Source organism: Nonomuraea sp. PA05, from assembly GCF_008086045.1.
In the GTDB taxonomy this organism is placed as follows: Bacteria; Actinomycetota; Actinomycetes; order Streptosporangiales; family Streptosporangiaceae; genus Nonomuraea; species Nonomuraea monospora.
Genome location: NZ_VSEY01000035.1, coordinates 1 through 12,888 on the forward strand (window position 1 = coordinate 1; position 12,888 = coordinate 12,888).

The 12,888-nt window shown below is 72.7% G+C and carries 8 protein-coding genes; 3 read left to right on the plus strand and 5 right to left on the minus strand.

The genetic code is table 11. The annotated features are described in order from the left end of the window. Positions 1 to 1,107, plus strand: a 1,107-nt coding sequence (locus tag FXF51_RS42105) for an alanine racemase (RefSeq protein ID WP_411268422.1), incomplete at its 5' end; no start/stop codon positions are given. Here FXF51_RS42105 and FXF51_RS42110 read toward each other — a convergent pair. Both FXF51_RS42110 and FXF51_RS42115 read right to left on the minus strand, forming a co-directional pair. Further along, positions 1,067 to 4,348 (minus strand): ATP-dependent helicase, encoded by a 3,282-nt coding sequence (locus FXF51_RS42110; RefSeq protein ID WP_148440382.1) that lies wholly within the window; start codon positions 4,346 to 4,348, stop codon positions 1,067 to 1,069. The two genes, FXF51_RS42105 and FXF51_RS42110, sit on opposite strands and share 41 nt — an antisense overlap. Continuing rightward, on the minus strand, positions 4,342 to 7,635 hold the full coding sequence (locus FXF51_RS42115; RefSeq protein ID WP_148440383.1) for an ATP-dependent helicase: 3,294 nt from the start codon (positions 7,633 to 7,635) through the stop codon (positions 4,342 to 4,344). Before FXF51_RS42115 ends, FXF51_RS42110 begins: the two co-directional genes overlap by 7 nt. A gap of 249 nt (positions 7,636 to 7,884) precedes the next feature. Between FXF51_RS42115 and FXF51_RS42120 the strand changes: the two genes are divergently transcribed. Both FXF51_RS42120 and FXF51_RS42125 read left to right on the plus strand, forming a co-directional pair. Next, a complete protein-coding gene (locus FXF51_RS42120) occupies positions 7,885 to 8,541 on the plus strand; it encodes a class I SAM-dependent methyltransferase (RefSeq protein ID WP_148440384.1) in 657 nt (218 codons plus the stop codon). Between the two features lie 79 nt (positions 8,542 to 8,620). Beyond that, positions 8,621 to 9,247: an NUDIX domain-containing protein gene (locus tag FXF51_RS42125; protein ID WP_148440385.1), complete on the plus strand. Its 627-nt coding sequence runs from the start codon at positions 8,621 to 8,623 to the stop codon at positions 9,245 to 9,247. Positions 9,248 to 9,250: 3 nt separating this feature from the next. On the opposite strand, the gene FXF51_RS42130 is transcribed toward FXF51_RS42125, so the two are convergent. The 3 genes from FXF51_RS42130 to FXF51_RS42140 all read right to left on the minus strand — a co-directional run bounded on the left by FXF51_RS42130 (position 9,251) and on the right by FXF51_RS42140 (position 12,880). Next, the gene (locus tag FXF51_RS42130) at positions 9,251 to 11,998 is read right to left on the minus strand and encodes a CDP-glycerol glycerophosphotransferase family protein (RefSeq protein WP_148440386.1); all 2,748 of its coding nucleotides are present in this window, start codon (positions 11,996 to 11,998) and stop codon (positions 9,251 to 9,253) included. A 208-nt stretch (positions 11,999 to 12,206) separates the two neighbouring features. Further along, positions 12,207 to 12,521: an MGMT family protein gene (locus tag FXF51_RS42135; protein WP_148440387.1), complete on the minus strand. Its 315-nt coding sequence runs from the start codon at positions 12,519 to 12,521 to the stop codon at positions 12,207 to 12,209. Next, positions 12,509 to 12,880: a hypothetical protein gene (locus FXF51_RS42140; RefSeq protein WP_148440388.1), complete on the minus strand. Its 372-nt coding sequence runs from the start codon at positions 12,878 to 12,880 to the stop codon at positions 12,509 to 12,511. Before FXF51_RS42140 ends, FXF51_RS42135 begins: the two co-directional genes overlap by 13 nt. Positions 12,881 to 12,888 lie beyond the last annotated feature (8 nt).

Sequence of the window (12,888 nt, forward strand, 5' to 3'; positions counted from 1 at the left end):
CCGGGCCGCCGGTTACGTGCCGATCGCGAACCCGCTCGCATGATCGGCTCCCGGGTCCTGACGGCCGCCGCCGCTCTTCCCGAGGTCCCCGCCTACCTCTATGACCTGCCGGCGCTGGACGAGCACGTGGCGGCCGTACGGCGCGCGCTGGGGCCCGTCGAGCTGTACTACGCGGTCAAGGCCAACCCCGACGCCGAGCTGCTGCGCGTGCTGGCCGGGCACGTGGACGGGTTCGAGGTGTCGTCGGCGGGCGAGCACGCGCACGTGAGAAGGCTGTTCCCGGGTGCGCGGGTGGCGCTGGGCGGGCCCGGCAAGACCGACGCCGAGCTGCGCCTGCCGCACCACCGGATCCACGTCGAGTCGCCGAACGAGCTGCGCCGCCTGATCGGCACGGGGCTGGAGGCGGACGTGCTGCTCAGGCTCAACCCGGACCTGCCGGTCGAGGGGGCGGCGCTGACGATGAGCGGGCCGTTCGGGATGGACGAGGACGCGGTGGCGCAGTGCCTGCCGCTGTTCGGGGACCGCGTCCGGCTGCGCGGACTGCACACCCACCTGGCCAGCGGGCTCGACGCCGGGCCGCTGCTGGGGCTGGCGCGGCGGTTGCTGGACCACGCCTGGGAGGAGGTCAACCTGGGTGGCGGGATGGCGGTGTCGTACGAGACGCCCGAATCCCGCTTCGACTGGGAGGCGTACGGAAAAGGGCTGGCCGAGCTGGGACGGGACAGAAGGCTGCGCATCGAGCCCGGCCGGGCGCTGACCGTCTACTGCGGCTACTACGTCACCAGAGTGGTGGACGTGAAGCGGGTGCGCGGCCAGGCGTACGCGATCCTGCTGGGCGGCACCCACCACCTGCGCACGCCCGCGACCAAGGGCCACGACCAGCCGTTCACCGTGCTGCCTGCGGGCAGGCCGGACGTGGCCGGCGAACCGGTCACGCTCGTCGGCCAGCTATGCACCCCGAAAGACGTTTTCGCCAGAAATATCGTGACCTCGGTGGGTGTGGGAGACACGGTGGTGTTCGAGATGGCCGGGGCCTATGCCTGGAACATCTCGCACCACGACTTCCTCATGCACCCGAAGCCGGCTTTTCACCATCTAAGAGCCTGACCTTCTCGATCAGCGCCACCAGGCCGTCGGCGTCCAGCAGGTCGACCGGGCGGACGGTGCGGTTGGCGCGCACGTAGTGGAAGGCCGCCCCCACCTCCTCCAGCGGCACCTCCGCCAGATGCGACCAGGCCAGCCGGTACGCGGCGAGCTGCACGGAGGCGGCCTTGGCGGCCTTCTTGCCCCTCGGCGGCTGCCCGGTCTTCCAGTCGACGACCTCGTAGCCGCCGCCGGGCCGCTCGAAGACGGCGTCCATGCGCCCGCGCACCAGCCGGTCGGCGATCATGGTCTCGAACGGGACCTCCAGGTCCACCGGCCGCCGGTCGGCCCACTCGCTCTGCTCGAACCGCTCCTGCAGCTCCGCCAGCCGCACGTCGGCCTCTTCGACCTCCTCGTCGTACAGCTCCAGGTCGTCGATCAGCCGCTGCTGGTCCCACCGCGTCTCCAGCCACTTGTGGAACGAGGTGCCCCGGCGGGCCAGCGGCGCGGGCTTCTTCGGCACCGGGCGGCGGATCTTGCGGGCCAGCTCGCGCGGGTCGGCGGCCAGCGTGACCAGCGAGGACACGGTCAGCTTGGTCGGCAGCTCGACCGTGGTGGCGGGCTTGCGCCGGTGCAGCTCGCGCTCGCGCAGCAGCAGGTCGGTGTCGCGCTGCCAGGCCCGCAGCCGCTCCTCCTCGTACGCCTTGACGGGCTCATCCTCGTACGGGCCCAGCGTGCCCGCCAGCGCGTCCTCCACGAGCTGGGCGCCGTCGAGCACGGACTCGTAGCGCAGCCCCTCGGGCTCGACCGGCCAGGTGGCCTGCGCGGGCTCGGCCAGCAGCGGGTTCGTGGCGCCCTCTTCGAGGTCGTCCGCCCAGAAGGAGATGCGGTCGGCGGTGTCGCGGATCTCCAGCAGGAAGTCGGACGGCTCCAGCGGCTTGGTCGCGCTGCCCCAGCGGTAGCCGGAGGCGATCAGGTGGTAGTGGGCGCGGGTCACGGCCACGTACGCGAGCCTGCGCTCCTCCATCAGGTCACGCTCGCGGCAGTGCTCGTCGAACGCCGCCAACTCCTCCTTGCTCAGCCCGGACAGCCGGGGCAGGTCGGCGGCGTCGCCGCGCAGCGGGTACGGGAGCTTGCGCGGGTTCTCCGTCCACCGGCTGTTCATCACCGGCGTGGCGGGGAAGATGCTGCCCGTCGCGATCGTGCCCTTCGAGCTGACGAGCTGCGACAGGCCCGGCACCACCACGACCGGCCACTCCAGGCCCTTCGAGGCGTGCACGGTCATCAGCTTGACGCTGTTGCTCTCGCCGACCCGGCCCGCCTCCAGCCCGAACTCCTCGCTCTCCGCCGCCTGGAGGTAGGCCAGGAACGCGCCCAGCGTCGGATCCTCGGCGTCGCCCGCGAACCTGGAGGCCGCGTCGAGGAACGCGTCGAGGTCGGCCCGCGCCGCGAACGCGCCCACCGTGCCGCTGCGCGCCGCCACCTCGATGTCCAGGCCCAGCCTGCGCTCCACCTCGCTGATCAGGTCGGGCAGCGGCTGCGCGGTGTGCGCGCGCAGGTGCCGCAGCTCCTGGGCGAGCGCCACCAGCCTGGTGCGGGCCAGCGGCGAGAACGGCTCCAGCCACCCCTCCCTGTCGGGCAGCTCGTCCAGGGCGTCCACCAGGCTGCCGCGCTCCTCGGCCAGGTCGGCCACCACCTGGTCGAGCGGGTCGTCCTCGCGGTGGCTCTCGCTCAGCTCGCGGGCCAGTGTCCGGGCGTGCTCGCCCAGCACCCGCAGGTCGGCGGGGCCGATCCGCCAGCGGGGCCCGGCCAGCAGCCTGGCCAGCGCGTCGCCCGCCGTGGGGTCGTACAGGACGCGCAGGGTGGCCACGATGTCGTTCACCTCGGGCACGGTCAGCAGGCCGCCCAGGCCCACCACCTCGACCGGGATGTCGCGCTCCTCCAGCGCCCTGCGCAGGGCGGGGAACTGCGAGCGCTTGCGGGCCAGGATGGCGACGTCCTGCGGCTGCAGGGCGAGCGTCTTCTTGCGCTCCTTCTCGCCCCACGGCATGCCGTCGGGGGCCGTCTCCTGGCCGAGGAGCTTGGAGACGCCGTCGGCGATCCACTTCGCCTCGTCCTCGGCGGTCTCGTGGAAGGCGCAGGTGACGCGGCCGCGCTCGACCCGGTTCGGGCCGGGGATCAGCACCGGGACCTCGCGGGCCTCCATGCGCAGCGCGAGCTGGACGCGGGCGGCCACGTCGAGCACCCGGTCGCCGTTGCGGAAGCTGACGCTGAGCTGCCGGACCGGCGCCTGGTCGCCGGCGGCCGTGCGGAAGTCCTTCGGGAAGCGCCGCAGGTTGCCCGCAGAGGCGCCGCGCCAGCCGTAGATGGACTGGCACGGGTCGCCCACGGCCGTGACGGGATGGCCGCCGCCGTAGAGCGAGCGCAGCAGGACGAGCTGGGCGTGGCTGGTGTCCTGGTACTCGTCGAGCAGGACCACCGAGTAGCGGCCCCGCTCGATCTCGCCGACCTCCTTGTGGTTGGCGGCGATGCGGGCGGCCAGCGACATCTGGTCGCCGTAGTCGATGACCTCGCGGGCGCGCTTGAGCCGCTCGTACCGCTCCACCAGGGGCAGGAGCTGCTCCCTGGCCGCGTGCACGCTCAGCGGCTTGCGCTGGGCCAGCGTCGTCCGGCCGGGCAGCACGGCGTGCCTGCCCTCCAGCCACTCCCCCACCCGCCGCACGTCGGCGGCCGAGCGCAGATGCTCCGACAGCTCGCCCGCCAGCTCCAGCAGCGCGGCCGTGACCGACGGCGGGCCCAGCTCGATCCGGTCCATCGGGCCGTCGTACATCGCCACCACCCGCGAGGCGAGCTGCCACGACACGGCGGGCGTGACCAGCCGCATGGTCGGCTCAAGCCCCTCCCGCAGGGCGTGGTCGGTGACCAGGCGGGCGGCGTAGGCGTGGTACGTGGACACGGTCGGCTCGTTGTCGAGCGTGCCCGGCTCGACCAGCCCGGCCTCGGCCAGGCCGTTGAGCCTCTCCCTGACCCTGGTGGCCAGCTCGGCGGCGGCCTTGCGGGTGAACGTCAGGCCCAGCACGTTCTCCGGCTTGACCAGGCCGTTGGCGACCAGCCAGACCACCCGGCCCGCCATGGTCTCGCTCTTGCCCGAGCCGGCGCCCGCCATGACGACCATCGGCTCCAGCGGGGCCTCGATGACCGTCGCCTGCTCGGGGGTGGGCGGGAGGATGCCGAGCTTGCCGGCCAGTTCGGCGGGGGTCAGCACACCTGGCCCCCGTTGTCGTTGACCGGGCAGCTCGCCCTGGCCGCGCAGGTGCGGCAGCCGTCGTTCACCTTGGCCTGGAAGAACGGGCCCGACATGCCGACCGCCACCGTGTCGACCAGGTCCTTGGCCCAACCCGGGTTCTTGTCGTCGGCCAGCGCGCCCTGCGACTGCTCCAACGCGTCGTTCTTACCCGCCGCCTTGCCGAGCTGCACCAGTGCCGCGCCGCCGGGCTCGGTCATGCCGTGCCTGGCGAACGCGCCCAGCAGCGCCGCGAGCTGGTAGACGCCGAGCTGCGGATGGCGGTCCAGGTCGCCCGCCTTCGGCTTGGAGCCGCCCGTCTTGAGGTCGATGATCACCGCGCGGTTGTCGGAGTCGCGCTCGACCCGGTCGACGCGGCCCTTGATCTGGACGCCCTCCGACACCATCGCCGTGAACGCCTCCTCCAAAGCCACCAGCTCGCGCGGGTTCTCCTTGTGCCAGCGCAGGAACTTGCCGATCATCTGCTCGGCCACCTGGCGCTGCTTGCGGTTGTACCAGACGCCGCCGAAGTCGAGGTCGTTCCAGATCTGGTCGAGGCGGTCGCCGAGCAGGTCCTCGCTGGGCAGGTCGGTGGCCGCCAGGACGGCCAGCGCGTGAATGATGTTGCCCAGGCCCTGCGCCGTGCTGGTGCCCGCCGCGCCGACCGCCGTCTCCAGCAGCCAGCGCAGGCCGCACTTGGTGAAGCTCTCCACCGCCGACGGCGAGATGCTCACCACCCCGTCCGGCCAGCTCAGCGGACGGTCGTCGGAGATCGGGGTGAGCGCGTACCAGTCGTTCGGGTGGGCGCCCTGCACCCCGGCGGCGGCCAGCCTGGCGAGCTGCTTGGCCGCCTCGTGCCGCAGCCTGCGCGGCTTCGTCGGATCGGTCACCGCGCTGCGCAGATCGGCCACCAGGGCGGACATGTTCAGCCAGCGCGCCCTGTCGTCCACCGTGGCCGATTCCACCGCGCCCGGCATCAGCTCCGACAGGAACCTGGACGGCCGCTCGTCGGTGTCCTCGCCGCCCACCGCCGTGACCACCAGCCTGCGCCTGGCCCTGGTCGCCGCCACGTAGAAGAGCCTGCGCTCCTCCGCGAGCATCTTGGACACCAGCGACGCCTTGTTCGGCTCGCCGCCCTCCACCACGTCGATGAGATCCTCGATGCCCAGCAGCGACCCGCGCAGCCGCAGGTCCGGCCAGACGCCCTCCTGGACGCCCGCCACGACCACCACGTCCCACTCCAGGCCCTTGGCGCGGTGGGCGGTCAGCACCCGCACGGCGTCGCCGTCGGGGGCGCGGTCGGCCAGCGTGTCGCCGGGGATCTCCTGGGCGGCCAGGTCGTCGATGAACACCTCGGGGCCCGCCATCGGCATCCGGTCCACGAACCTGGCGGCGTGGTCGAACAGCGCCACCACCGCGTCGAGGTCGCGGTCGGCCTGCGCGCCCCTGGGGCCGCCCGACAGGCTCAGCTCGCTCCAGCGGCGGGCCAGGCCGCTCTCGTCCCAGATCGTCCACAGCAGGTCCTCCGCCGTGCCGCCCTGGCGCGCGGCGTCGCGGGCCGCCGCCAGGAGCTTGGCGACGCGCTCGGCGGGGAACGCCACGTGCGGCTCGACCCGGGTCAGCTCGCGGATGTCCTTGACGGCGGCGACGAGCAGCTCGCCGGACGAGCGCGCCTTGAACGGCAGCCCCTCGACCTCCTCGGCTATCCCCCCACCCGCCTCCGCACCGGGGCCGGCGGCCCGCTCACCCGCGTCCGCCTCCTGGTCGGCGGCCTCGTCCGGGCTGGCGGTGTCGTCCGGGCTGATGGCCTCGTCGGCGGCCGCGCCCATGGCCTCGTTCTCGGCGATCTTGAGTGCGCGGCGCAGGCGGCGTACACCGATCATGTCGGTGCCCCCGAGCGGCCCCGTCAGCAGTTCCTCCGCCACCCCCTCGTCGAGCTCGGACGGATCCAGCGCCACCCGCAGCATCGTCAGCAGCGGACGCACGCCCGGCTCCTGCGCGATCGGCACCTCGTCGCCCGCGATCATCGTAGGCACGCCGGCGTTGGTCAGCGCCCGCCGCAGCAGCGGCACCTGCCGCCTGGCCGAGCGGACCAGCACCGCCATCCGGTGCCACGGCACCCCGTCGATCAGGTGGGCGCGGCGCAGCGTGTCGGCCACGATCGCGGCCTCCTGGCTGGTGCTGTCGGCCAGCAGCACCCGCGTCTCGCCCGGGTCGGCGTCCAGCGGCGCGACGAGGTCGCGGTGGCCGTGGCGGTGGTCGGGCCGATGGTCGGGCCAGTCGTCAGGGTCCTGGCCGGGCTCCCGGGTCGGCGCAGGGGCGACGGGCAGCTTGGCCGCCACTCGCCGCGAGGCCTCCAGCAGGTCGGCCCCGCTCCTGCGGCACACGCGCAGCGCCAGCACGGGCGCCTCGCGGCCGTCGAGTGTCCTGAACCGCTCGGGGAACTTCATGATGCCCTGGACGTCGGCGCCCCTGAACCCGTAGATCGACTGGTCGGGGTCGCCCACCGCGACCAGGTCGCGGCCGTCGCCCGCGAGCTGGGTCAGCAGCAGCTCCTGCGCCGGGTCGGTGTCCTGGTACTCGTCGACGAACACCACGTCGTGCGCCGCCCGCTCGCGCTCGCGCACCTCGGGGTCGGCCAGCAGCGCGGTGGCGGCGCCGACCAGCTCGGCGTAGTCGTAGGTCTCCTCGGGGGCCAGGTCGAACCTGTCCTGGTAGCGCTCGGAGAAGCGCCCGGCCGCCGCCCAGTCGGCCCGCCCGTGCAACCGGCCCAGGGCGATCAGTCGTTCGGCGTCGAGCCCCCGCTCGTTGGCGCGCGACAGGAAGTCGCGCAGCTCCTCGGCGAAGCCCCGCGTCTTGAGCGGCTCGCGCAGCGACTGCGGCCAGTCGGGCGCGCCGCCCTCCAGCTCGCCGTGCAGCAGCCGCCGGATCTCCAGGAGCTGCTCGGGGCCGGTGAGCAGGCGCGGCGGCGCCTTGCCCGCCAGCACGGACTCGCGGCGCAGCAGCGCGTACGCGTAGGAGTGGAAGGTCATGGCCACCGGCGTGCGCGTGGTGCGGCGCAGCCGGCCGGTGACGCGGCGGCGCAGCTCCTCGGCGGCCTTGCGGCTGAAGGTGAGGATGAGCACGCGCTCGGGGTCGACGCCGCGCCGCTCGATCCTGTCGACCACGCTCTCCACGATGGTGGTCGTCTTGCCGGTGCCGGGACCTGCGAGAACGAGGAGGGGGCCGCGCTGGTGCCCGACTACGGCACGTTGATGCTCATCGAGCACAGGAGGCACATCGGGCCCCCCGCTGCCTCTTCGCACCAACCGCCAGGTCTGAGCACTCACAGCACTAGATTCCACCAGACCACAGGGGTAGATCGTGCCGACTTGCCCGGTCTCCCCTAGCGATCCGCCTACCGTATCGAGGCAAAAGTCAGATTTTCTTGCGACACGCCGGGCACTTTGTTCGCCAGGAGCTTCACGGGTACCGCGATATATCTTGACTTCTCCTCCTCGCGACATATCGTGTTTCGCATGACCGACAAGGGTTACAAGGGCATCAGCATGGAAGGCGCGCTCGCCCGCTGGTACGACGCCAGCAACGCCAAGGCCGCCTCCCGCTACGACGAGCAGGTCGCCATGGTGCGGCAGCGCGCCCCCAAGGGCGCCAAGGTCCTGGAGGTGGCCCCCGGCCCCGGCTACCTCTCGATCGCCCTGGCCGCGACCGGCGACTACACGGTCACCGGCCTCGACATCAGCGAGACGTTCGTCTCCATCGCCCGGGGCAAGGCCCTGGCGGCCGGCGCGCCGGTGGACTTCCGGCTCGGGAACGCCTCCGCCATGCCGTTCGACGACGACACCTTCGACTTCCTGATCTGCTGCGCCGCGTTCAAGAACTTCTCCGACCCGGCGGGGGCGCTGCGGGAGATGCGGCGGGTGCTGCGGCCCGGCGCGGGCGGGCTGATCCTCGACCTGCGCAAGGACGTGTCCAAGCAGGCCGTGGACGCCGACGTGGCGCGGATGCGGATGGGGATGGTGTCCAAGCTGTTCACCAGGCTCGCGCTGCGGTCGTTCCTGCCGAGGCGGGCGTACACGAAGGCCGAGTTCGAGGCGCTCCTGTCGGGGGTGGGCTTCGGCTCGTACGAGATCAGGCAGACGCCGCTGAGCCTTGAGGTCGAGTTGCGCAAGTGACTTCGGCGATCCGGCCACGTACGGAGCGTTCGGGCTTGTAACGTAGGGTCAACATTTCCCTTGCGCGGGGGTTGATCGCATGCGCTGGCAGGTCCACTCCGAGAGGTCGGTCTATCGCGATCCGTGGCTCGACGTGCGGATCGCCGACGTGGAGTTGCCCGACGGGCGCCATCTCGACCATCGGCTGGTCCGTACGGCGCCGGGGGCGGGGGCCGTCGTCACCGACGACAAGGGCCGGGTGCTGCTGATCTGGCGCCACCGCTTCATCACCGACAGCTGGGGCTGGGAGATCCCGCTCGGCCAGGTGGACGAGGGCGAGTCGCCGATGGCCGCCGCGGCGCGGGAGGTCGAGGAGGAGACCGGCTGGCGTCCCGGGGCCCTGCGGCCGCTGCTGGCGGTGCAGCCCGGCAACGGGTTCTCCGACGGGCTCAACCACATCTACCGGGCGCACTCCGCCACCCGCGTCGGGGAGCCGGCGCATCCGTGGGAGGCGGAGCGGGTGGAGTGGGTGCCGCTCGCGCACGTCCGCAAGCTGATCGGCACCGGCGACATCGCCTGCGGCACCAGCATCTCGGCGTTGCTGCACGCCTACGTCGAGAGCCTGCCCGACGACGTCGTGCTCAGGACGTCGGACCTGGGCTTCCTGTACGACTACGACCCCGGCAAGGTCTATCCCTTGCCGGGGAACCTGCCCGACCTCTTCTGAACCTCAGGAGAAGAGCCGGTCCACCACCCTGGCCGTGGCCTTGCCGTCGTCGCGAGGGGCGAAGGTGGCGCGGAAGGCGTCGTAGCGGTCGGCGTGGGCCGCCGCCACCTGGTCGATCGAGCGGAGCGCGTCGACCACGTCGGCCGACGTGGACAGCAGCGGACCTGGCGCCTGCTCGGGCAGGTCGATGTAGAGGCCGCGCTTGGACGAGTACTTGGCCAGGTCGTAGCCGTACAGGACGATCGGCTTGCCGGTGCAGGCGAAGTCGAACATGACCGAGGAGTAGTCGGTCACCAGGACGTCGGCCACCAGCAGCAGATCGGCGATGTCCGGATAAGTGGTGACGTCGCGGGCGATCTCGGGGACGGCGGGCATGGCCTGCATCGGGTGGGCGCGGACCAGGATCTCGTGGTCGGCGCCCAGCGCCTCGCGGGCCTTGGCCAGGTCCAGCTTGACCATGGCGTTCTTGCGGTCGTAGTCGCGCCACGTGGGCGCGTACAGCACCACGCGCTTGCCCTCGGCCAGCCCGAGCCGCTCGCGCACCGCCGCGGCGCGGGCGTCGCGGTCGGGCGAGTTGAGCACGTCGTTGCGGGGCAGGCCGCTCTCCAGGATCTCGCCCTTGTAGCCGAACGCCTTGCGCAGCACCGGCGTGGCCCACGGCGACTGCGACAGCAGCAGGTCCCAGCCGCGCACCTCGGCCGCCTGGCGGTGCCAGATGGGCGGCCTGGGGTCGCGCTGCATGTGCGGCTGGTCGTTGCCGATCAGCTTGGCGGGGGTGCCGTGCCACGTCTGCAGCACCACCTGGTCCTCGCGCGCCCTGAACCAGGCGGGCAGGAAGGAGTTGGTGACGATGTGGCGGGAGCGGGCCAGCGCCTCGTGGTGCTCGCGGCTGCCCGCCCGGATGACGGTGGCGCCGCCGGGCGGCACGAAGGCGCCGTCCTTGACGATCCAGAGGTGTTCGCGGTCGTCGCCCCTGCGCAGCCGCTCCTCGTAGATGGCGCGGACGCTGTCGGCGTAGTGGCGGCCGTCGTTGACGACGTACACGGTCGTGTCGCGCAGCGGCTCGGTGCGCTGGGCCGGGTAGAAGACGCGGCGCAGGACGTGGGTGCCCGCGACGCCGCGCTCCTGCGCGGGCCTGTCCTCCTCCACGGTGATCACCGGCACGTCGAAGCGGGTCGAGATCATGCGGAAGACGTGGCCGGCGAGCGTGCGCGGCTCCTCGTCGAGGCCGCCCAGGGCCGCGTGGTCCATCCGCAGCGGGACGATCTCGCCGGACGGGTGGCGCAGCGACATGTTCCAGGTGCCGGACGCCAGCGGCACGGACTCGCCGAAGCGGTCCATGGACCCCGGCTCCACGCGTACGGAGAACGCGTCGCCGGAGCGCTCCATCGGCAGCAGGTAGGACAGCCCTGACCGGTGGCGCAGCGTGAGCGTGCGCGGGCCGGGCGCGTCGGGGTAGTGGCCGCTCAGGACCAGCTCGGAGCCTTGCCAGACGGCCGAGGTGAGCACCGGGCGGATGCGGTGCGCCGAGACGACGACGCGGTCGCGGCGGTCGCCGAGCACGGTGATCTCGCGGTCGCCGACGGGCGTGCGGGTCTCGACCAGGTCGGCCAGCATGACGGAGGCCGCCGGGTCGCCCTTGGGCTCGACCCAGAGCCGCCGGCCGTCCTTCTCCTGGAGCAGGGCGGGCACGGCCAGGCCGACCACGACCTGGGTGCCGTCGCCCGACGGGGTGAACTCGGCCGCGATGCGGTGGCCGCCCAGCCGGGCGTGGCCCTTGGTGACCTGCCGGCCGGGCAGGTAGATCTTCAGCTCCAGCCGCTCGCCGTCGAGCGTCACGCCGGTCAGCTCGGCCCTGTTGGGCTGGAGCACGACCTGCAGCGCCCGGTCTGAGGTCCAGACGGGGCGCACCCACCAGCCGGGCTTCAGCTTGAGCCCCGCGGGCCGCTCGGGCCGGCCGATCGAGGAGCCGCGCAGCAGGCCGGTGGCCCGCGCGCCCCGGCTCCAGAACACGATCTCGGCGCGCCACGTCGTGGCGTCGGGCACGGAGGGGCGGTGCCGCATGTGGCGGCGTACGCCGGACACCACGCCGCGCACGGCGCCGCGCCAGCGCAGCGGCCACGGGCTCAGCTCGGCGGTGAAGCCGGACCAGTCGTAGTTGCAGCCGGGCTCGCGCGCGCCGTGGGTGGCCTCGGGGGCCAGGACCCTGCGGGTGCGCAGCCGGATCGGCGGCAGCCAGCGGGGCCCGCGCAGCACGACCGTGGCCATGTTGAACCTGCGGCTGCGCACCGACAGGCCCGCCAGGTAGGCGAAGCCGCTCACCCGCAGCTTGCCGTCGGCCCACACGATGTCGTCGATGTGGGTGACCGGCACCAGGTCGGAGCGGCGCAGCCGGTAGAGGTCGGGCGGCAGCTCGTCGCGGAAGGGCAGGTCGGCGTACCAGCTCAGGCCCTTGCGGATGCGCTTGGACGGCTCGGCCGCCGCGGTGACCACTTTGGTGAGCGTCTCGCCCTCGACGAGCTCCTCGTCGGGACGGTGCTCGATCAGGTGGCAGATGACGCGGCGCGCGACCGGCAGGTCGCGCTTGACGCGCGCGTCGACGCCCTTGAGGTAGGGGCGCACGAGGTCGAGCATTTCCCGCCGTCGCGGGGCGCCGCGCTTGACCGCGAGGTCGATGCGGGCCCCGAGGGGGCCGCTGAGCACCTCGGTGTCGAACGCCGCGTCGCGACCGCCTGGGCCGACCGCTCGCATGACCGCTTCGAAAGGCTCGCCACGATCGCAGAGATCCTGGACAGCCTTCAGGCGGTCGGCGAGCGAATCGCCGCCCTGGCTTCGGGCTGTGACGCCGGTGGCCATAGGGGTGGCACCGCCTTTCGGGCCGCCATCAGTGTTCTGCCCATGGTAATGGGAGTCACATGTCACAGAATCGCCCGTTCGGCGAAAGTGCAGGTCAGCTGGGTTACTGAAAATCCCCTGAACGCCCGTCCCAGCGTGCCAGGCGCATGTCCGCACGTTCGCCGCGCAGCGGGGTGCCTTCCTCGCGCCAGTGCGCGAGGCATCGTCGCAGGTGGTCGGGGGCGGCGGCGGTGCCGTCCGCGTGGACGACGCGCCACCACGGCACGCCGCCTCCCCACGTGCTCATGACCTTGCCCACCTGACGGGGGCCGCCCTCGCCGAGGTACTCGGCGATGTCGCCGTAGGCCATGACCTTGCCGGGCGGGATGCGCTCGACCAGGTCGAGCACCCGCTCGGCGAACGGGTTCACGGGCTCCATGCGGCCGGCCCCGCGTCGATGATCTCCTCGAACCTGCCGATCTCAACCGTGCCCGCCGCCGCGCCGCCGGCCGCCGAGACCTCGATGACGCCCTCGTTCAGCAGGTACTCCTCGCCGTCCTCGCCCATCAGCCGGCCGCCGAGCGCGGTGGACAGCCGCAGGAGCTGCGCGACCTGCCAGTCGGAGCCGGGCTCGCCGACGAGCTGGCCCTCCCAGCGCGCCACGGCGTGCACGCCGCCCCGGTGACCGGTCACGATCTCCTCGGAGTCGCGCAGCTCGAACCCGGCCGGCGCGATGGCCTTCGCGAGCTCCGCGAAGGCGAGTGGTGACTCACGCACCACCCGCAGCTCGTATCCCATGGAGCGGG

Coding starts and splice junctions, on each gene's coding strand:
- FXF51_RS42120 (WP_148440384.1), top strand. CDS start 7,885: ATGACCGACAAGGGTTACAAGGGCATCAGCATGGAAGGCGCGCTCGCC.
- FXF51_RS42125 (WP_148440385.1), top strand. CDS start 8,621: ATGCGCTGGCAGGTCCACTCCGAGAGGTCGGTCTATCGCGATCCGTGG.
- FXF51_RS42130 (WP_148440386.1), bottom strand. CDS start 11,998: ATGCGAGCGGTCGGCCCAGGCGGTCGCGACGCGGCGTTCGACACCGAG.
- FXF51_RS42135 (WP_148440387.1), bottom strand. CDS start 12,521: ATGGAGCCCGTGAACCCGTTCGCCGAGCGGGTGCTCGACCTGGTCGAG.
- FXF51_RS42140 (WP_148440388.1), bottom strand. CDS start 12,880: ATGGGATACGAGCTGCGGGTGGTGCGTGAGTCACCACTCGCCTTCGCG.